The 19,260-nt window shown below is 71.3% G+C and carries 20 protein-coding genes, 1 tRNA gene and 1 riboswitch; of the genes, 10 read left to right on the top strand and 11 right to left on the bottom strand.

Going from position 1 to position 19,260, the window contains the following annotated elements:
- The first annotated feature begins 63 nt into the window (after positions 1-63).
- The 5 genes from rph to ACWEPL_RS06325 all read left to right on the top strand — a co-directional run bounded on the left by rph (position 64) and on the right by ACWEPL_RS06325 (position 4,583).
- Entirely contained in the window at positions 64-783 is a 720-nt protein-coding gene (rph, locus tag ACWEPL_RS06345; RefSeq protein ID WP_363963111.1) for a ribonuclease PH, read from the top strand.
- Positions 780-1,370, top strand: coding sequence for an RdgB/HAM1 family non-canonical purine NTP pyrophosphatase (gene rdgB / locus ACWEPL_RS06340; protein ID WP_363962834.1), 591 nt, complete (start codon positions 780-782; stop codon positions 1,368-1,370). The genes rph and rdgB overlap by 4 nt, the downstream gene beginning before the upstream one ends.
- A gap of 46 nt (positions 1,371-1,416) precedes the next feature.
- A complete protein-coding gene (locus ACWEPL_RS06335; RefSeq protein WP_452435382.1) occupies positions 1,417-3,210 on the top strand; it encodes a molybdopterin-dependent oxidoreductase in 1,794 nt (597 codons plus the stop codon).
- Positions 3,211-3,666: 456 nt separating this feature from the next.
- The gene (locus ACWEPL_RS06330) at positions 3,667-4,317 is read left to right on the top strand and encodes a toxin glutamine deamidase domain-containing protein (RefSeq protein WP_449949951.1); all 651 of its coding nucleotides are present in this window, start codon (positions 3,667-3,669) and stop codon (positions 4,315-4,317) included.
- On the top strand, positions 4,314-4,583 hold the full coding sequence (locus tag ACWEPL_RS06325) for a hypothetical protein (protein ID WP_452435381.1): 270 nt from the start codon (positions 4,314-4,316) through the stop codon (positions 4,581-4,583). The genes ACWEPL_RS06330 and ACWEPL_RS06325 overlap by 4 nt, the downstream gene beginning before the upstream one ends.
- Before the next feature lie 160 nt (positions 4,584-4,743).
- On the opposite strand, the gene ACWEPL_RS06320 is transcribed toward ACWEPL_RS06325, so the two are convergent.
- The 4 genes from ACWEPL_RS06320 to ACWEPL_RS06305 all read right to left on the bottom strand — a co-directional run bounded on the left by ACWEPL_RS06320 (position 4,744) and on the right by ACWEPL_RS06305 (position 9,966).
- Positions 4,744-7,233, bottom strand: a complete 2,490-nt coding sequence (locus ACWEPL_RS06320; protein WP_452435380.1) for an ABC transporter permease — start codon at positions 7,231-7,233, stop codon at positions 4,744-4,746.
- Positions 7,234-7,237: 4 nt separating this feature from the next.
- Positions 7,238-7,993 (bottom strand): ABC transporter ATP-binding protein, encoded by a 756-nt coding sequence (locus tag ACWEPL_RS06315; RefSeq protein ID WP_452435379.1) that lies wholly within the window; start codon positions 7,991-7,993, stop codon positions 7,238-7,240.
- 91 nt (positions 7,994-8,084) lie between these two features.
- Positions 8,085-8,780: a response regulator transcription factor gene (locus ACWEPL_RS06310; RefSeq protein WP_452435378.1), complete on the bottom strand. Its 696-nt coding sequence runs from the start codon at positions 8,778-8,780 to the stop codon at positions 8,085-8,087.
- Positions 8,781-8,793: 13 nt separating this feature from the next.
- Complete coding sequence (locus tag ACWEPL_RS06305) at positions 8,794-9,966, bottom strand: sensor histidine kinase (RefSeq protein WP_452435377.1); 1,173 nt, start codon at positions 9,964-9,966, stop codon at positions 8,794-8,796.
- 176 nt (positions 9,967-10,142) lie between these two features.
- On the opposite strand from ACWEPL_RS06305, the gene ACWEPL_RS06300 reads away from it, so the two are divergent.
- Positions 10,143-10,628: a hypothetical protein gene (locus tag ACWEPL_RS06300; RefSeq protein ID WP_363962842.1), complete on the top strand. Its 486-nt coding sequence runs from the start codon at positions 10,143-10,145 to the stop codon at positions 10,626-10,628.
- 80 nt (positions 10,629-10,708) lie between these two features.
- On the opposite strand, the gene ACWEPL_RS06295 is transcribed toward ACWEPL_RS06300, so the two are convergent.
- Both ACWEPL_RS06295 and bcp read right to left on the bottom strand, forming a co-directional pair.
- Positions 10,709-10,791: transfer RNA gene (locus ACWEPL_RS06295), tRNA-Leu, on the bottom strand.
- 105 nt (positions 10,792-10,896) lie between these two features.
- The gene (gene bcp, locus ACWEPL_RS06290; protein WP_355207238.1) at positions 10,897-11,370 is read right to left on the bottom strand and encodes a thioredoxin-dependent thiol peroxidase; all 474 of its coding nucleotides are present in this window, start codon (positions 11,368-11,370) and stop codon (positions 10,897-10,899) included.
- Between the two features lie 152 nt (positions 11,371-11,522).
- Here bcp and ACWEPL_RS06285 point away from each other — a divergent pair, with 152 nt between their 5' ends.
- A complete protein-coding gene (locus tag ACWEPL_RS06285; RefSeq protein WP_357742844.1) occupies positions 11,523-11,852 on the top strand; it encodes a DUF3618 domain-containing protein in 330 nt (109 codons plus the stop codon).
- A 25-nt stretch (positions 11,853-11,877) separates the two neighbouring features.
- Here the strand turns inward: ACWEPL_RS06285 and ACWEPL_RS06280 are convergent, their stop codons facing one another.
- Positions 11,878-13,071, bottom strand: a complete 1,194-nt coding sequence (locus ACWEPL_RS06280) for an amino acid deaminase/aldolase (protein WP_452435376.1) — start codon at positions 13,069-13,071, stop codon at positions 11,878-11,880.
- 136 nt (positions 13,072-13,207) lie between these two features.
- On the opposite strand from ACWEPL_RS06280, the gene ACWEPL_RS06275 reads away from it, so the two are divergent.
- Positions 13,208-13,807: a DUF6286 domain-containing protein gene (locus tag ACWEPL_RS06275; RefSeq protein WP_363962844.1), complete on the top strand. Its 600-nt coding sequence runs from the start codon at positions 13,208-13,210 to the stop codon at positions 13,805-13,807.
- A gap of 93 nt (positions 13,808-13,900) precedes the next feature.
- The gene (locus tag ACWEPL_RS06270; protein WP_363962845.1) at positions 13,901-14,449 is read left to right on the top strand and encodes a hypothetical protein; all 549 of its coding nucleotides are present in this window, start codon (positions 13,901-13,903) and stop codon (positions 14,447-14,449) included.
- A gap of 19 nt (positions 14,450-14,468) precedes the next feature.
- Here the strand turns inward: ACWEPL_RS06270 and ACWEPL_RS06265 are convergent, their stop codons facing one another.
- Genes ACWEPL_RS06265 through gcvT form a run of 3 tightly spaced genes read right to left on the bottom strand, consistent with a single transcriptional unit; the run spans position 14,469 to position 17,372 of the window.
- A complete protein-coding gene (locus ACWEPL_RS06265; RefSeq protein ID WP_397368824.1) occupies positions 14,469-15,845 on the bottom strand; it encodes an L-serine ammonia-lyase in 1,377 nt (458 codons plus the stop codon).
- Between the two features lie 55 nt (positions 15,846-15,900).
- Positions 15,901-16,290, bottom strand: coding sequence for a glycine cleavage system protein GcvH (gene gcvH, locus ACWEPL_RS06260; RefSeq protein ID WP_363962847.1), 390 nt, complete (start codon positions 16,288-16,290; stop codon positions 15,901-15,903).
- Positions 16,287-17,372, bottom strand: coding sequence for a glycine cleavage system aminomethyltransferase GcvT (gene gcvT / locus ACWEPL_RS06255; protein WP_452435375.1), 1,086 nt, complete (start codon positions 17,370-17,372; stop codon positions 16,287-16,289). Before gcvT ends, gcvH begins: the two co-directional genes overlap by 4 nt.
- A gap of 131 nt (positions 17,373-17,503) precedes the next feature.
- Positions 17,504-17,601, bottom strand: a riboswitch (glycine riboswitch).
- A 94-nt stretch (positions 17,602-17,695) separates the two neighbouring features.
- On the opposite strand from gcvT, the gene ACWEPL_RS06250 reads away from it, so the two are divergent.
- Positions 17,696-18,526: a hypothetical protein gene (locus ACWEPL_RS06250; protein ID WP_363962849.1), complete on the top strand. Its 831-nt coding sequence runs from the start codon at positions 17,696-17,698 to the stop codon at positions 18,524-18,526.
- Between the two features lie 11 nt (positions 18,527-18,537).
- On the opposite strand, the gene ACWEPL_RS06245 is transcribed toward ACWEPL_RS06250, so the two are convergent.
- Positions 18,538-19,227, bottom strand: coding sequence for a gamma-glutamyl-gamma-aminobutyrate hydrolase family protein (locus tag ACWEPL_RS06245; protein ID WP_452435374.1), 690 nt, complete (start codon positions 19,225-19,227; stop codon positions 18,538-18,540).
- Between the last annotated feature and the right edge of the window lie 33 nt (positions 19,228-19,260).

Here is a 19,260-nt window from a genome sequence, read left to right as displayed (position 1 = left end):
AAGGATCCATGTGGCGGACACATTTGGTCAAGAGTGTGGTGGCGCGGAGATAGGGTGATCTGCATGTCCCGACAGGATGGCCGCAACCCTGACCAGCTTCGTCCCATAACCATCACCAGGCAGTGGCTCGCTCACGCCGAGGGATCGGTGCTGGTCGAATTCGGCAACACGCGGGTGCTGTGCGCGGCCTCGGTCCAGGACAGCGTGCCCCGGTGGCGAAGGGGCAGCGGCCAGGGGTGGGTTACGGCCGAATATGCCATGCTGCCCCGGGCGACCAATACTCGCAACGATCGCGAATCGGTCCGCGGCAAAATCGGCGGCCGGACCCACGAGATTTCCCGGCTGATCGGGCGTTCCCTCCGCGCTTGCGTCGATTACAAGGCGTTGGGGGAAAACTCCATTCTGCTCGACTGTGACGTGCTGGACGCCGACGGCGGCACCAGGACCGCCGCGATCACCGGTGCCTATGTCGCGCTCGCCGACGCGATCGCCTGGATGCGCGAGCGCCGGATGTGCCCGGGCGAGCCGCTGATCGGCTCGGTCGCGGCCGTGTCCGTCGGGGTGGTCGGCTCGGTGCCGCTGCTCGACCTCTGCTACACCGAGGACGTGGCCGCCGAGACCGACATGAACGTCGTGATGACCGGCGAGGGCAGCTTCGTCGAGGTGCAGGGCACCGCCGAGGGCGCCCCCTTCGACCGCGCGGCGCTCAACCAGCTCCTCGACCTGGCGACGACCGGCTGCGAGGAGCTCACGCTGATCCAGCAGGAAGCCCTGGGCTCATGAAGATCGTGCTGGCCACCCGCAACGCGGGCAAGATCGCGGAGCTGCGCCGGATCCTGTCCGGGTTCGACATCGTCGGGCTCGAGGAGTTCCCCTCGATCGGCGACGTCGCCGAGACCGGCGTCACGTTCGAGGAAAACGCGCTGCTCAAGGCGCACGCCGTGGCTCAGGGGTCGGGGCTGCCCGCGGTGGCCGACGACTCGGGGCTCTGCGTCGACGTGCTGGGCGGCATGCCGGGCGTCTTCTCCGCCCGCTGGTCGGGGCGGCACGGCGACGACCAGGCCAACCTGGACCTGCTGCTCGCGCAGGTCTCCGACGTGCCCGCCGACAAGCTGACCGCGCACTTCGCCTGCGCCGCCGCGCTGGCGCTGCCCTCGGGGGAGTCCCGGGTGGTGGAGGGCGCGCTCCAGGGCCATCTGATCTCCGCCCGCCGGGGGTCCAACGGGTTCGGGTACGACCCGATCTTCGTGCCCGACGGCGAGGAGCGCACGACGGCCGAGCTGTCGCCGGAGGAGAAGGACGCGATCAGCCACCGGGGCCGGGCCTTCCGCGCGCTGGCGCCCGTCGTGCGCGATCTGCTCAGCTCGTAACCACCGTGTAAGAACCGCTCGGGGCCGGGCGGCGTAACGTCGGACTGTGCAGAGTAATTCGGTGGTGCCCGCCTGGGCGCGGGCCCTGATGGGGCTGGTGGCCGGGGGCGTGGCCCTCGGGATCGCGCAGCTCGTGGCCGCGTTCGCCGGGGCCAAGTCGTCGCCCGTGGTGGCGGTGGGCGACGCGACGATCGACCTGACGCCCGCTCCGGTCAAGGACTTCGCGATCAGGACGTTCGGCGAGAACGACAAGACGGTCCTCATCGCGGGCGTGCTGATCGTGGTGCTCGGCGTGATCGCGCCTCTCATCGGGACGCTGGCCGTCCGCAGGCTCGCCTACGGCTTCGCCGGGCTGGCCGTTTTCGCGGCGATCGGCCTGGCGGCGGTGCTGACCCGGCCGGAGGCCGGGATCCTGGACGTGCTGCCGACCTTGGTGGGGGTGGCGGCCGGCGCCTGGACGCTGGGATGGCTGGTACGGCGGGCAGCAGGCGAGCCCCTCACCCTTCCGACGTCCCCACCCGCCAACGCCACCCAGCCCCCCAGCACCGCCGCGATCGGGTCCGCCGGTGTGCCCGAAAACGCCGCTGCCACCGAGCCCGCCAATGCGACCGAGTCCACCGAGTCCACCGAGCCCACTGACGCCACCCAGCCCACTGACGCTCCCCAGCCCACCGGTGCCACCGAGTCCGCCGGTGCCAGGAGGGACGGCAGCGGTGAGGCCCGTGACGGCGTGGAGCGGCCTGCGGTCATGCTGGCCGGGGCGGACCTGTGGACGTTCGACCGGCGGCGGCTGCTGACCGGAGCCGCCGGTGGGGCGGTGGTCGCGATCGGCGGCGCCGTGCTCGGGCAGGCGCTCGGCGGGCGGCGGGCCGTGGACGCCGCGCGGGTGAGGGTGGCGCTGCCCAGGCCCGCGACCCCCGCCAGACCCCTCCCGGCAGGCGCAGACCTCCACATCAGGGGCTTGTCTCCATTTATTACGAATAACCGTGACTTCTATAGGGTCGACACCGCGCTGGTCGTCCCCCAGGTGGATCCCAACTCCTGGACGCTGCGCATCCACGGCATGGTCGACCGGCCGGTCGAGCTCACGTACCAGGAGCTTCTCGGCATGCCGCTCACCGAGGCCGACGTCACGCTCACCTGCGTCTCCAACGAGGTCGGCGGCGAGTACGTCGGCAACGCCCGCTGGCTCGGCGTCCGCATGGCCGAGGTGCTGCGCCGGGCCGGGCTCCGGTCCGGCGCCGACATGCTCCTGTCCACCTCGGCCGACGGCTTCACCTGCGGCACCCCGGTTGACGTGGTCATGGACGGCCGCGACGCGCTGTTCGCGATCGCGATGAACGGCGAGGCCCTCCCTGTGGCCCACGGCTTCCCCGTGCGCCAGGTGGTGCCCGGTCTGTACGGGTACGTGTCGGCCACCAAGTGGGTCGTGGACATCAAGGTGACCAGATTCGACCAGGACGAGGCGTACTGGACGCCGCGCGGCTGGGCGGCCAAGGGGCCCATCAAGACGCAGTCGCGGATCGACGTGCCCAAGTCGGGCGATTCCCTGAAGGCCGGGCGAGCCACGATCGCCGGTGTGGCCTGGGCGCAGCACACCGGGGTGGACGCCGTGGAGGTCAGGGTCGATCGGGGGCAGTGGCGGCAGGCGAGGCTGGCCGAGGTGCCGGGGCCCGACACCTGGCGGCAGTGGTCGATCGACTGGGACGCCACGGCGGGGGAGCACACGATCCAGGTACGGGCGACCGACGCCGCCGGGCGTACCCAGACCGACCAGGAGGCCCCGCCCCCGCCCGACGGCGCCACCGGCTGGCACACCATCACGGTGAAGGTGACCTGAGTCCCGCTTGTCCCTGTTTCCGCAGGTACGGCCCATGGTTCTGGCGAAGAATCTTGCCGACTTCCCCTCCCTGCCCCGGCGACCCCTCTACGATCGGTCGTCGAGCAGGACAGGGGGTAGGACGTGTTCCGCGAGCGCAAGCCGGGCGTCCGGTGGGTCCTTCCAGACGGACAGTACAACCCTGTGGTGGCGGAGGGGGTGCGGTGGCTCGACTACGAGCGCGCCGCCGAGACCGGCACCGCTCCCGCGCGCTCTTCGGGAGGCCCGGCCACCTTAGAGCCCGGAGCACCCGCCGACCCCCGAACCGGTCCCGATCCCCGATCCGACCGCGATCCTCAGCCCGACCGTGACCACCGGACCGGGGATCGTGATCTTCGGTCCGACCGCGATCGCCGGTCCGGGCACGATCGCTGGTCCGACGGTGATCAGCGGTCCGAGCGACCCGACATATCCGATATGCCGGGTGACCTCCTCGACGTAGAGGAGGGCGACTGGTTCGACCGGACGCGCCGGCCGTCCAGGCTCGCCGACTCCAGGCCGTACGGGATGCCGGGTGGGCTCGCACAGCCGGACCCGCAGGTGGAGCAGGACCTTGCCGAGGCGCTGCGGCCCGGCGATCGCTTCCCCGACCCGCGCGGCACCTGGGTGCGGCTGATCAACGGCGGCGGGCCCGCCGACGACCCGTTCCGGGCCTCCAACGCCGCAGACTGCGCGCTGGCCGTGCTGTCCACCTGGCACGGCGAGCCCGCCACGGCCGCGCCCAGATTCCCGGAGTACGACCGGATCGGCCGGCCCCTGCTGACCGGCGAGGAGGGGAGCCTGGCCAGGATCGAGCGGTGGGTAGGGCAGCGCTTCCAGTGCGCGGGGCAGGGGCGACACGCCTATCCGATGATCGCGCGGCGGCTGCGCGACGCCGGGCACGGGGCCGCTGCCGCCATCGTGGTGCGCTGGCCCGGAGGCGGCTCCCACGCCTGGAACGCGGTGAACTACGACGGCGAGGTGATCTGGATCGACGCTCAGAGGGGGCACATGTCCGTCGAACCGGCCTATATGACGGTGACCGGGGTGTTCTGCGTGATCCTCGACCGGCAGGGATGGCCGCGATGAACCTCGACCAGGCCAGGGCACTGGCCGAGGAGTACTTCAACGGCGTGCTGGCGTCCGACGAGGCGGTGCCGGTGGGGGTGCATGGGTTCCGCGACGGATATGTGGCGTGGGTACGCGAGCTCGAACCCGACGACCCGGCCTCGCTGCCGGAGACGATCGGGGGCGGGTGCATCGTGATCGACCGCGCCACCGGTGAGGTGGTGGCCCGCCCGCTCCTCGACCCCGAGTCGGTCGCCGACCTCTGGCCCGGCCGCACACCACGCTGAGGAAGCCGCAACCCCGCGCACGAGAGGCCGAGGCCGCGTACGAGAGGCCGGGGCCGCGCACGAGGGGGCGGGGCGCCGCGCACGAGAGTCGGCCGTCGCACGTGAGGCTCAAGCGCCCCCGAGCGGGTGCCCCACCGGGTCGGCCGGGCGGACCGAAGGGTCAGCCGGCGGCGAGCGAGCCGACGATCGAGGCGCGTGCCGCGCGGCGGGCCGGGAGCACGGCGGCCAGCACGCCGGCCGCCCCGGACAGCAGCACGAACAGCGCGATCTGCCCGGTGGGCACCGACAGGACGGCCCCGTCCACCATCACCCTGATCGCGGCCCAGCCGAAGACCCCGCCGAGCACCACCCCCACCAGCGCTCCGATCAGCCCGAGCACCAGCGCCTCGACGGACAGCATCCGGCGCAGCTGCGGCCGGGTCAGGCCCAGGGCGCGCAGCAGCGCCGACTCCCGGGTGCGCTCGTGGACCGACAGGGAGAGCGTGTTGGCGATGCCCAGGAGCGAGATCAGGATCGCCAGCCCCAGCAGCCCGGTGATGATCATGAGCAGCATGTCCAGCGTCTCGTCGAACTGGCCGCGTACCTCCGTCGAGCTGGACACCTGCACGGTCGGGTAGGCCGCGACGGCGGCGTCCACCACCTTGCGGGCCCGCTCGGGCGCCACGCCGTCCTTGATGTTGATCAGGACGCGGGAGTCGGGCAGAGCGCCGAAGTACGTGTCGAACGCCGCCTCCGCGACCATGACCGACGGCAGCGTCGACTGGGCCCCGTCGAGCAGCGCCACCACCTTCAGCGAGACGACCCCGGCCTCCCTGGTCTTCAGCGAGACCGAGTCCCCGAGCCGCACACCCCGCTCCGTGGCCACGTTGTCGGCCACCGCCGCCTGCCCGGGGCCGAAGCCCTTCATGGAGCCGGCGGTCACGGACGGGTCGATCGCCCCGCTGAACGTGCCGACCTCGAGCCGCCGGTCCGAGAATTCGGCTTTGGTGGCGCGCACCTGCGCCACGGAGGCCAGCTCCGGCCTGCCGCGCAGCTCCGTGGCCACGGACCGGGGGATGACCGCCTCGCGCTGCTGGCCGGCCAGCATGTAGTCGATCGGGAACTGGTCGTCCAGCTTGGCCGTCAACGTCAGCCTGGTGGATGCGGTGACCACCGAGATCAGCGTCATGAGCGTCACGCCGATGGTCAGCGCGACCGTGGTGGTCGCGGCCCGCTTGGGGTTGCGGCCCGAGTTGTCCACCGCGAGCCGTCCCGGCACCCCGAAGAGCCTGCCGGGGATCCAGCCGACCAGCGTGCTCAGCGGCTTGACCATCACCGGGCCCAGGATCAGCACGGCCAGGAACGTCAGCGCGCCCCCGGCCATGACGACGAAGAGCGAGACCTGCTGGCCGGGCGTGAGCGCGAAGACGCCGACGGCCGTCGTGCCGAGCCCCGCCACCAGGAAGAGCGCGGCGAAGACGCCGCGTACGAGGCTCGCGCGGAACGTCTGCTCCTCGGCCTGGCTCCGCAGCGCCGCGATCGGCGCGACCCGGGTGGCCGACCTGGCGGGCAGCAGGGCCGCGCACATCGTGACCGCCAGGCCGACGGCCAGGCCGATCCCGATCGTGGCGGGGCTGAGGGTGACGGCCGCGTCCGTGGGCAGCGGGGCGTCGAACGAGGCCAGGACCGTCAGCGTGAGCGAGGCCAGGCCGTACCCGATGACCAGGCCGAGCGCGGAGGCGATCAGCCCCACCACCGTGGACTCCAGCACGATCGAGCCGAACACCTGCCCGCGCGTGGCCCCGATGCACCGCAGCAGCGCCATCTCCCTGGTGCGCTGCGCGACGAGGATGTTGAAGGTGTTGTAGATGACCAGCGCGGCCACCATCATCGCCACGACGCCGAACATCAGCAGGCCCAGCGTGAACATGCGGGTCTCCACCCCGGCCGCCCTGGCCAGGTCGTCGGCCAGCTCGCCGCCGGTCTTGACCACGTACGCGCCGCCCACGGCCGCCGCGACGGCCTGCTTCAGCCCGGGGACTCGGCCCGCCACGTCGATCTCGCGGTAACCCTCCGCGCCCGTCATCCGCTGCGCGGTGGCGGTGGTGAAGCCGACCGCGCCGGTGTAGGAGAGCTCCTGGTCCACGCCGGGGTCGAGCAGCCCGACCAGCCTGAACCGGTGCTTGCGCTGCTTGGCGTCGAGCACCGTGAGCGTGTCGCCGGGCTTGAAGCCCTGGGCCTTGGCGGTGTTCTTGTCGAGCACGGCGGCCTGGTCGTCGGTGCCGGGGCCGGTGCCCGAGACGATGTCGGTCCGGTCGAGCGGCCCCCGGACGATGGACAGGGCCGTGGTGGGGGCGTTCCCGACGGTCTTGCCGTCCTTGCCGAGCACGGGCGCGGCGGCACGGATCAGGCCCTGCGCCTCGGTGACGCCGTCCAGGGCACGCACCTGTTCCAGGACGCGCTCCGGCAGCACCGCGTCGGGGCCCTTGGGCAGCACGGCCACGTCCACCTTGCCCGCGTCGGCCGTGACGCGCTGCGCGAACCCGGCCTGCACGGTGTCGTTCAGCACGAACGTGCCCGCGATGAACCCCACGCCCAGCGTGATCGCCAGCGAGGTGAGCAGCAGCCTGAGCTTGTGCGCGCGCAGCCCGGCCAGTGCCGTCTTCAGCACCTCGTCACGCCCTTTCCAGCTGGACGAGCGTGTCCAGCACGGACTGCGGTGTCGGCGAGCCGATCTCGGTGACCAGTTCGCCGTCGCGCAGGAACACCACGCGGTCGGCGTACGAGGCGGCCACCGGGTCGTGCGTGACCATGACGATGGTCTGGCCCAGCTCGCGTACGGAGGTGCGCAGGAAGGACAGGACCTCTGCCCCGCTGCCGGAGTCCAGGTTCCCCGTGGGCTCGTCGGCGAAGATCACCTGGGGCTTGCTGATCAGTGCCCTGGCCACGGCCACGCGCTGCTGCTGGCCGCCGGACAGCTCGCTCGGCCGGTGTCCGAGCCGGTCCTTCAGCCCGACGGTCTCGATCACCCGGTCGAACAGCTGCTGGTCCGCCTGGCGGGCGGCGATGTCCAGCGGCAGGCGGATGTTCTGCTCGGCGGTGAGCGTGGGCAGCAGGTTGAAGGCCTGGAAGACGAACCCGATCCGCTCGCGGCGCAGCAGCGTGAGCTGCCGGTCGGTCAGCCCGGTCAGCTCCACATCGCCGATGTGCACGGTGCCCGAGGTGGCGGCGTCGAGCCCGGCCAGGCAGTGCATCAGCGTGGACTTGCCCGAGCCCGACGGGCCCATGATCGCGGTGAAGGCCCCGGTGGCGAAGGACACGTTCACCGCGTGGAGGGCGTGCACCTGGGCGTCGCCTTCGCCGTACACCTTGGTCAGATCTCTGGCCACCACCGCGGGCGGGGCCTGGCGCCGGGTATCGGTGAGCGTCACTTTCACTCCTTGTCGCGGTTTTTCAACGCGAACCACGCTAGGAGTGGAAAGTTCAGGATCTGTGGGACCTGCGGATGGACTTCGTGTAGGACTACAGATGACTCCGGTCAGACTTTCGGTCGATGACTTCCGGCCGATGACTTTCGGGTCGATGCGACGGCACGATCAGCCCGGCCTCGTACGCGTACACCACGACCTGGGCCCGATCCCGCAGCCCCAGCTTGGCCAGCACCCGCCCCAGGTGCGTCTTCACCGTCGCCTCCGCCACCTGCAGGCGGCCGGCGATCTCCATGTTGGACAGGCCGCGGGCCACCATGAGCAGCACCTCCCGCTCGCGCGGTGTCAGGTCGGCCGTCGCCACCGGGTCGTCCGTCGGGAGCTGCGCGGCGAACCTGTCCAGCATCCGCCGTAACGTGCTCGGCGACACCACCGAGTCGCCCGCGTGCACGATCTTGATCGCGTCGACCAGGTCGGCCGGCGGCACGTCCTTCAGCAGGAACCCGGCCGCGCCCGCCTTGACCGCGGCGAACGCGTACTCGTCGAGGTCGAACGTGGTCAGGATCAGCACCTTCGGCCCCCGGATGCGGCTGGTGGCCTCGACGCCGTCCATGACCGGCATGCGCACGTCCATGAGCACGACGTCCACCTCGGTGGTCTCCAGCCGCTCCAGCGCCGCGGCGCCGTCGCCGGCCTCGGCCACCACCTCGATGTCCGGCTGGGCCGCGAGCACCATCCTGAACCCGGCGCGCAGCAACTCCTGATCGTCGACCAGCATCACGCGAATCACCCGGCCACCTCCTCTATGCCGCCTTGACCATGGGCAACCTGGCCAGCACCTCGAACCCGCCGCCCCGCAGGGGCTCCGCCGACACGGCGCCGCCGTACATGCCGACCCGCTCGCGCATGCCGATCAGGCCGTGACCGTCGGCGCTCCTGGGAGCCGCCGCGCCCCTGCCGTCGTCGGTCACGCGTACGACGAGCTCAGGGCCGCTGTAGTCGATCTCCACGAGCGCCTGGGCGCCCGGGCCGCCGTGCTTGAGCGCGTTCGTGAGGGCCTCCTGGACGATGCGGTAGACCGCGAGCTGCTGGCCCTCGGGCAGCTCGACGGGCACGCCGCCGACCTGGAGCCGCGCGGGCACGGCCGAGCCGCGTACCAGGTCCTCCAGCTGGCCGAGCCCCGGCTGCGGGGTGTAGTCGGTGCCGTCCTGCTCGCCCTCGCGCAGGACGCCGACCAGCCTGCGCATCTCGGCGAGCGCGGCGCGGCCGGTCTTGGAGATGGCCCGGACGGCCTCGCGGGCCTGCTCGGGATCGCTGTCGAGGGCATAGCCCGCGCCGTCGGCCTGCACCACCATCACGCTGACGTTGTGGGCCACGACGTCGTGCAGCTCCCTGGCGATCCTGGCACGCTCGGCCGCGGCGGCCATCCTGGCCTGCTGGTCGCGCTCGCGTTCCGCCCGTTCCGCGCGCTCTTCGAGCCCTTCCAGGTATCGCCTGCGCGTGCTGGCGTACAGGCCGGTCAGCCAGACCGTCACCGTGAAGATCGAGGCGCTGAGGAACATCCCCAAGGTGGGCGTGTCCCACCTGGCCAGGGCCAGGAACACCCCCAGCTCCGTCACCAGGCCCGCGGCCAGGCTCCAGCGGAACGGGCACCGGTACGCCACCGCCCAGAGCGCGACCAGCACGGCGAGGTTGGCGGGCAGCGGGTTGACGCCCGCCAGCCACTGCCCGAAGCTGACCAGCGCGATCGCGGCGAACGAGGCGACCGGGCGGTCGCGCCAGAGCAGCGGCAGCAGCAGCACCGCCGAGAGGGCCAGATATCCGGCCACGCCGAGGTACGGGCCGACGGCCGCGGTCGGGGAGACGGTCGCGTACGGGATCGCCAGGATCGCGCACAGCGTGGCGAGCGGGGCGACCCGGAGGACGCCCGCCAGCTTCTCGTGGCGTCTCGACCACGCCCGCACCTTGCCGAACACACCATCACGATATGTACCGCCGTCTGACCGTTGTTCCGCCTGTAGGTGGAAGTGCGTCTACGACCCAGGTCTTACGTGGCGGGGAACAGACCGGGGTCTTACGCCGGGCTTACGGTGACTTGGGCATTCTTGTCTCTGGGAGCGCCCCTCTAGTGGGCGAGTAAAGGGAGATCGTGATGGCGGATCATGATCGCGACGCCGGGTCGCGCGGTGAAGAGGAAGCACCGCGCGACCCGACCCCTGACGACGATCTTCACGAGTCCGGGGCGCGGAGCCGGCTGAAGTACGGCGAGGCCCCTCCGGGCCCCGGATTCACCATGCCTCTCGCCCCGCCGCGGCATCCCGACTCCTACCGGGAGTTCTTCCGGCAGAAGCAGGCCCAGGTCCTCGGCGCCGGACTCATCGGCCTCGTGATCGGCGCCCTGCTGGGCGGCACCGCCGTGGCGGTGGTCAGCGGATTCGCGCACCGGGACGAGGTGCACGGGATGTACTGGCAGGAGCCGGACCGGATGCCCAGGCGTTTCCAGGTGCCCGAGCGCCTCGACGACTCCGCCTGCGAGGAGAACGGGAAGGACCGCGTCTTTTGCAGCTGGGTCGTGCCGAAGGCCCCGCGTTCTGACGTCCCCCCGGCCCCGATCCCGGTCCCGACCAGCAGCGGCTAGCCATTCTTTTCGCCAGGGCCGCAAATCATTCGCATATCGGCCGCTGTTTTCGGGGAAATGGCCGGTCCGGTGCACAGGTGTGCGGGCGGGGGGACTCGAACCCCCACGGTGTCACCACCAACAGGACCTAAACCTGCCGCGTATGCCATTTCGCCACGCCCGCGCAGCCCCCGCCAATGCGGGCCTGACACAGTTTAGCGCTCTCAATGAGGAAGAGGAGCGTATGTGAAGGCGGGCGCGGGCCCTGCGGGAGGGCCCGCCGGGGTGGTCAGCTCAGGCCGAGCTTCTTCTTGAGCCCGGCCACGTGGCCCGTGGCCTTCACGTTGTAGAGCGCCTGCTCCACCTTTCCGTCCGCGTCGATGACGAACGTCGAGCGGATGACCCCCACGACCTCCTTGCCGTACAGCTTCTTCGGGCCGTACGCGCCGTAGGCCTGATGCACGGTCAGGTCGGGGTCGGACAACAAGGGGAAGGTCAGGGCGTCACGTTCGGCGAATTTGGCAAGTTTTTCCGGTTTGTCCTTAGACACGCCGAGAACGACGAAACCTTCGGCCGTCAACTGGCCGAGGTTGTCGCGGAAGTCGCAGGCCTGCTTGGTGCAGCCGGGCGTCATCGCGGCAGGGTAGAAATAGAGGATCACCCGCTTGCCGCGGTAGGCGTCAAGCGAGACGGCCTCGCCGTCGGCGGTGGGTAGCGTGAACTCGGGCGCGGCGTCGCCGGGCGCGAGCTTGGTTTCGGTCAATGGGCCCTCCTGAGTTCCTTCCCGCCAACCTACCGGCCTGGCCGCCGTGCCGTACGGCGCGCCGACCTGACAGACTGATCAGCACCACGAACGACGGAGCTCGCACGGCACGCGGAGCGGGCGCGGCCAAGCATGAGGCCGAGAGGAGAGCCATGGCTGACACCGATCCGGACGAGTTGGAGCGGCGGATCGCGCGGACACGCGCGGAGTTGGCGCAGACGGTGGACGCCATAGCCGACCGGGTGAGCCCCAAGCGGGTCGCCGAGCGCACGGTGTCCGACGTCAAGAGCAGGGCCACGCACTTCGTGGCGTCCGTGGGCGACGCGCTGGGGGTGACGCCGCGGCCGGTCGAAGCCGGCGAGCATCCCGATGAGATGTGGGAGGAGGAGCGGCCCGACCTGGCGCCGGTGCTGATAGGAATCGGCGCGGTGCTGGTCGTGGGGGCGGCCGTCATGCTCTGGCGCCGCCGCCGGCGCCGCTGACCCGCAGGGGGCTCGCCGGGGGCCGTCAGAGGAAGGTCCGGCCCTCGCCCCGGTACGTGGGCACCGACTCCACCAGCGTGTCGCCGTCGATGAGGTGGAGCGCGTCGAAGCGCTCGCACATCTCGCCCGCCTTGGCGTGCCTGAACCACACCCGGTCCCCGATCCGCAGGTCCTGGGCCGCCTGGCCGAGCAGCGGGGTCTGCACCTCGCCCGCCCCCTCGTCCCGGGCGTAGCGCAGCCCGGCCGGCAGGTACGGCTGCGGCAGGCGGCTCTGGCCCGGCGTGCCCGAGGCCAGATAACCGCCGCCGAGCACGGTCACGGTGTCCACGCTCGGGCGGCGCACCACCGGCAATGCGAAGAGCGCGGCCGGGTGCCCGGTGAAGCGGCGGTAGAAGTCGAACAGCCTCGGGTGGAAGAAGCCGGATCCGGCCGCCACCTCCGTGATGGCCTTCTCGCGTACGGTGCGCTCGACGGACCCGGTGCCGCCGCCGTTGACGAACTCCAGGTCGGTGATCTGGCGGACGGCGTTCACGATGCGGCCGCGTCTGAGGATGAGGTCCCTGGCTGAGCGGGCCTGCATGATGCGGACGGCGCGGGTGTAGGCGGCGTTCGCGGGCGGGTCGTCGCCGAGCCCGGCGATCTGGGCCTCGTACGCCATCAGCCCGGCCACCCGGAACCCGGGGCGCTTGGCGACGGCGGCGGCCAGGTCGGCGGCCTCGCCCGGCTCGCGGATCGGCGAGCGGAGCACCCCAGCCCGAAATTTCCCGCCAAAGGCGATATATCCGGCGTCGATGTCGATGCAGGTCCGGATCTCGGCCCGGGGGCTCACCCCGGCCACGGCCGCCTCGGTGAAGTCCAGGTGGGCGGTCGAGTCGATGGCCAGGGTGATGTGCCTGGCCGCGTTCTCGTCCCCGGCCAGTTCGGCCAGCGCGTGCCGGTCGGCCGTCGGGTAGGCCACCAGGATGTCCGTGAACCCGTGGGAGGCCAGCCACAGCGCCTCGGGGAGCGTGAAGGCCATGATGCCGCGGAAGCCGTCCATGGCCAGGATGCGTTCGAGCACGGGGCGGCTGCGGACCGACTTGCTGGCCACCCGGATCGGCTTGCCCGCCGCCCGCCGTACGAGGTCCGCCGCGTTGGCCCGCATGGCCGCCAGATCGAGGATCGCGAACGGCGGCTCGAGGACCGCTGTGGCGCGGTCATAGCGCTGGCGGTCGTCCATATGGGCAGCGTAACGGCATATCGGGCAAATGAATATGAGTGTTGTTCACCTTGTTGGCCGCCCCGTAATGTTCGGGCAAACGGGCGGCGGGGGCGCGGTTCCGGCCCCGGGGGACCCGTGTACGTGTGTCGTTGTGATGACCACGCTTCAGCAGACAGTCCCCGGCGCCGCCGTCCCCGCGCGGCACACCGGGCTGCGCCGGGCGAGCAGGGTGCTCAGGCCGGCGCGAACCCTCCCTGGAGCCCTCGTCGCGCTCACGCTGGCCGCCGGGCTGGGGGCGACGGCGGCCGAGATCGTGTCAGGGCTGCTCGGCCACCGGCTCGGCTGGGTCCCCGTGAACAGGCTGGTCGAGCTCGCAAGCAGGACCACCTGGCCCGAGCTGGCCACCGCCGCCGCGGGCATGGTGGGCGCGGGCACGTTCATGCTGCTGCTGGCGATCGTGCCCGGCCAGTCGAGGCTGGTGCCGGTGGAGACGTCCGACCCGCGGACCGTCATCGGCATCACCCGCTCGGGCCTGCGCCGCACGCTCCGCGCGGCCGCCCAGCAGGTGCCGGGGGTGGACCGGGCCCGGGTACGGCTGCGCAGGAGCACCATCGAGGTCACGGTCATGACGGGGACGGAGAGCTCCGGCACGATGCTCAGGCAGGTCGGCACGGCGGTGGGCGACCGGCTGGCGGGCGTGGGCACGCTGGGCACGGGCGAGGTCGTGGTCCGGCTGCGCAGAAAGGGGGCCTGATGCCCGAACGCACCGAGAGGCCCCGGCCACGCGGAGAGGCGGCCTGATGCCCGAACGCACCGAGAGGCCCCGGCCACGCGGAGAGGCGGCCTGATGCCCGAACGTACGGACGCGCAACGGACAGCCCCGCGCGGCAAGGGGGCCGCGATGCGGCAGTACGCGGGCAACCGCGTCGGCCTGGCCATCGTGGGCGTCACCCTGCTGGGCCTGGGCGTGTACGCCTGGCTCCGCGGCCACGGCCGCTTCTTCGACCTGCCCGCCACCGCCAAGGTCCTCCCGAACCAGGCCCGCCGGGTGCTGGCCGACGAGCCCTGGCCCCTGTGGGTGCTGGCCCTGAGCTTCCTGCTCCTGTCGCTGGTCTCGCTCCGCTGGCTCCTGCTCAGCCTCGGCTGGGGCCGCCGCGGCGCTCGCAACGGCACGGGCACCGCGATGCTCTTCGTCGGGCTGAAGGGCGTGGAAGGGCTGGGCCGGTCGGCGGTGCGGGTCACCGAGAACGGCCTGCGCGTCACCCTGACGTGCCCGTCCACCGCGGACGTCGGCGCGGTGGTGAGCAAACTGGACCACGACATCGTCGGCAGGATCCGCCGCGAGGTCAGCGACGACGAGGCGAGCACCGTCGTCCGCCTGCACGTCCGCCGCTGACCCGGCCGTCAGAGTGCGCTCAGCACTCGATCACGTTGACGGCCAGGCCGCCGCGTGAGGTCTCCTTGTACTTGTCCAGCATGTCCCGCCCGGTGTCCCGCATCGTCTTGATGGCACGATCCAGCGGCACGAAGTGGCGGCCGTCGCCGCGCAGGGCGATCCGGGCGGCCGTGATGGCCTTGTTGGAGGCCACCGCGTTCCGCTCGATGCACGGGATCTGGACCAGGCCGCCGATCGGGTCGCAGGTCAGGCCCAGGTTGTGCTCGATGCCGATCTCGGCCGCGTTCTCGACCTGCTCGGGCGTGCCGCCGAGTGCTTCCGTGAGGCCGGCCGAGGCCATCGAGCAGGCGGAGCCGACCTCGCCCTGGCAGCCCACCTCGGCGCCCGAGATCGAGGCGTTCTCCTTGAACAGCACGCCGATCGCGCCCGCCGTCAGCAGGAAGCGGACCACGCCCTCCTCGTCCGCGTGCGGGACGAAGCGGGTGTAGTACGTCAGGACGGCCGGGATGATGCCGGCGGCGCCGTTGGTGGGGGCGGTGACGATGCGGCCCCCGGCGGCGTTCTCCTCGTTGACCGCCAGCGCGAACAGCGCGACCCAGTCCATGGCCTGCAGCGGGTCCTTCTCCGCCGGCTCCGACTGCAGGCGGCGGTGGAGCTGGTTGGCGCGGCGCTTGACCTTGAGACCGCCGGGCAGGACGCCCTCCTTGGAGATGCCCCGGCGCACGCACTCCGACATGACCGCCCAGAGCCGCAGCAGGCCCGAGCGGATCTCCTCCTCGGTGCGGCCGAACGCCTTCTCGTTCTCCAGCATCAGCGCCGAGATCGACAGGCCCGTGTTGGAGCAGTGCTTGAGCAGCTCCTCGCCCGTGGTGAACGGGTAGGGCAGGACGGTGTCGTCCGGCTTGATGCGGTCGGCGCCCGTGGCCTTCTCGTCGACGACGAAGCCGCCGCCCACCGAGAAGTAGACCTTCTCCCTCAGCTGCCCGCCGTCGGCGTCGTACGCGGTGAAGCGCATGCCGTTCGGGTGCTCGGGCAGCGAGATCTTGCGCTCGAAGACGAGGTGCTCGCCCACGACGAAGCGGATCTCGTGCGTCCCGTACAGCTTGACCGTGCCCGACTCGCGCATCTCGGCCAGGCGGCCGTCGATGGAGTCGACGTCGACGAGCTCGGGCTTCTCGCCGGACAGGCCGAGCAGGACCGCCTTGTCGCTGCCGTGGCCCTTGCCGGTCAGGCCGAGCGAGCCGTACAGGATGGCCTCGACCCGCGCGACCCGGGAGAGCAGGCCGTCGTCGTGCAGCCCGCGGGCGAACTTGTGCGCGGCCGCCATCGGGCCTCCCGTGTGGGAGCTCGACGGGCCGATGCCGATCTTGAAGAGGTCGAAGACGCTGATCGCCATTGATGGCGCCCTTCATGCTGGTGCCGGGGCCCGTCGCAGGGCCCCGGCAAAAAGGTCAGGAATCGCCTGAGGTGAGTGCCTTGTACTCCTCGGCGGAGAGCACGTCCTCGGCGTCGCCCTCGACGCGCACCCGGAACATCCAACCGTCGCCGTACGGGTCACTGTTGACCAGGCTCGGGTCGTCGACCACGGCCTGGTTCACCTCGACGATCTCACCCCCGACGGGGGTGTAGATCTCGTTCACCGACTTGGTCGACTCCACCTCGCCGACGGAGTCGCCCGGCTCGACGGTCGAGCCGACGTCGGGGAGCTGCACAAAGACGACGTCACCAAGAGATTCGGCGGCGAAGGCCGTGACGCCGATGGTCACGGTGAGGCCGTCGTCGAGGCCGGCCACCCACTCGTGCTCCTTGGTGTAGCTCAGGTCGTCAGGGATGTTGCTCACTTGTTCCTCCTGTAGAAGGGCAGCTCTACCAGGTCCATAGGTTCATGGCTGCCCCGGATGTCCACGGCCAGGCCTGACTCGGCCTCGGTGTCCACGTAGGCCATCGCGATGGGCCTGCCCAGGCTCTGGGAGGGCGCACCGCTGGTGACCTCGCCGACGACGGCGCCGTCTTTGGTGACCGGGTAGCCGTGGCGCGGCACCCGGCGTCCCCGCGCGACCAGGCCGACGAGCCGGCGCCGGAGCGGGTCGTCCTTGATTGCCTCGAGCGCCGACCGGCCGACGAAGTCGCCCGGCTTGTCGAATTTCACCACTCTGCCCAGCCCCGCGTCGAACGGGGTCAGCTCGACGCCCAGTTCGTTGCCGTAGAGCGGCATGCCGGCCTCGAGCCTGAGGGTGTCGCGGCTGGACAGGCCGGCGGGCTTGAGGCCGTGCGGCTCGCCCGCCGCCATGAGCGCGTGCCAGAGCGGCACCGCGTCCTGGTTGGCGACGAACAGCTCGAACCCGTCCTCGCCGGTGTAGCCGGTGCGGGCGATCAGCGCCTGCCGCCCGTCGACCAGGTCGGGCAGGCCCGCGTAGTACTTGAGCCCGTCGAGGTCGGCGTCGGTGAGCGTGGCGAGGATCTCCTGGGACCGGGGCCCCTGTACGGCGATCAGCGCGTACTGGTCCGACCGGTCCTCGACCAGCACGTCATACGCCTTCGACCGCTCAATCAGCTCTTTTGCCACTTTTTCGTAGTTCGAGGCGTTTGCCACGACCATGAACTCGTCGTCGTCGAGCCGGTAGACGATGAGGTCGTCGAGCACCCCGCCCCGCTCGTTGACGATCATCGTGTATCTGGCCCGCCCGGTCGCCAGCGCCGACAGGTGGCCGACCAGCGCGTAGTCGAGCGCCTGCCCGGCCTGCGGCCCGGTCAGGAAGATTTCGCCCATGTGGGAGAGGTCGAACAGCCCGGCCGCCTGGCGAACGGCGTTGTGCTCCGCGGACTCGCTCCCGTACCGGAGCGGCATGAGCCACCCGGCGAAGTCGGTGAGCGTGGCGCCGAGGCTCTCGTGAACGTCTCGTAGCGGTGTTGGTCGGGACATTTCTCGCACCTCTGGACAGGATTGGATGCCAGCATCCTCCCCCTCTGTCATCGATGCCTGAGAGCTTCGCCCGAGTTTTGCCGGACTTTCACCTTCGGCGAGGCCCGCGGGCCTGCTTTCCAGAGGTCACCAAAGGCCGTGCGGTCCTTTGCCTTGAGAGGTTTGCGGGGAGGGCTTGCTCCTTCAGGGACCCTGACCGGCTGCCAGGGCGCTCTCCCGCACGGTTTCGCCGGTGATGCCCGTCAGCCTAGTGCCGCGATGGGGTTGTTGTCGCGTTCTGATCGCTCATGAACCACTCCGGGGGGTGGTGACGTCGAAAGGATATGAATCGGCGAACGGCGACTTTCGGCCTGCTGACCACCCTGGCCCTCGCGGGCTGCGGCGCATCGGAGGCCGGGTCCCCTCCCCGTTACGAGGCGAACCTGACGGTACTCGAAGGCGGCGGGCATGGACCGCAGCTGTGCGTGATGGTCATGGAGTCGGCGCCACCGCAGTGCGGCGGTCCGGACGTCGTCGGCTGGGACTGGACCAAGGTGGATCACGAGTCGCAGCGCGGCGTGAAGTGGGGCGAGTACCGCGTCGTGGGCACCTGGGACGGCACCAGGCTGACGCTCACCGAGCCGCCGGGCGCCCCCAGGAAGGCGGCCTCCGCTCACGAGGAGGACTTCACCAGCCCGTGCCCGGCGCCGGAGGGCGGCTGGCGGCCGGTCGATCCCGCCAAGGCCACGCAGCAGGCGCTGGACCAGGCGATGGCGCGGGCCGGTACCGCCGAGGAGTTCGCGGGCGCCTGGTTCGACCAGAGCTACATGAAGGGGCTCCCCGCTGAGTCGCCGGAGGCGAACGACCCGCGGCGGCTGGTGCTCAACCTGAGGTTCACCGGCGACCTGTCCGGCCGCGAGGCGTGGATCCGCGAGGTGTGGGGCGGCGCGCTCTGCCTCAGCGGCGCGGCGCGCAGCCAGAGCGAGCTGGAGGCGATCCAGCGGGAGGTCCAGTCCGAACTGGGCGACGGTCTCGTCTCGGTGTCGTCCAGCGTGCGGGGCAACCAGGTGAACGCGCAGGTCTGGGTGGCCACCGACGAGCAGCGCCGCGACCTGGAGGCCAAGCACGGCGCCGGGGCCGTGGCCCTGAACGGTGTGCTTGGACCGGTCGAATGAGCCCCGGGAGGTCAGCAGGCTGACACGAGCGCCTCGAAGAGGGCGCCGTCCTCGGCCGCCTCGGGGTGCCACTGCACGGCCACGGCGAAGGGGGCCGAGTTCAGCTCGACCGCCTCGATCGTGCCGTCGCCGGCGGTGGCGGTGACCGTGAGACCGGGCGCGAGCCGGTCGATGGCCTGGTGGTGGTAGTGGGGGACGGTCACGGGCTCCGTGCCCAGCTCCTTGGCCAGGCGGCTGCCGGGGACGGGCGTGACGGGCAGCGGGCCGAACCGGCCGGGGGCGGGGGAGTGGCCGGTGTGCCCCACGACGTCGGGGAGGTGCTGGTGGAGGCTGCCTCCGAGGGCGACGTTGAGCACCTGGAGGCCGCGGCAGATGCCGAGGTACGGCAGGCCGGCGTCGAGGGCCGCCGCGATCAGCCCAAACTCCGCCTGATCACGAAATTTGCGGATATAGCCGGTTTGATCCCCAGGCTCCTGCCCGTACCGGGCCGGATCGACGTCCCCGCCACCGGCCAGGATCAGGCCGTCCAGGCGGCCGACGACCTGCGCGGGTTCGCCGGCCGGCGGCAGCACGATCGGCTGCCCGCCGGCGCGTACGACCTGCTCCACGTACATGTACGGCAGGAGCGCCACGGTCATGTCCCAGACCGTGAACTTCGCCGGCTCCACGTACGACGTGATGCCGATGACGGGACGCTGCACGATATGACCCCCGAGAAACCAGACCGGACCAGA

Source organism: Nonomuraea sp. NPDC004186 (genome assembly GCF_053603495.1).
Note: the sequence above shows the minus strand (reverse complement) of the source record. Positions and strands in the feature narration are given on the sequence as shown.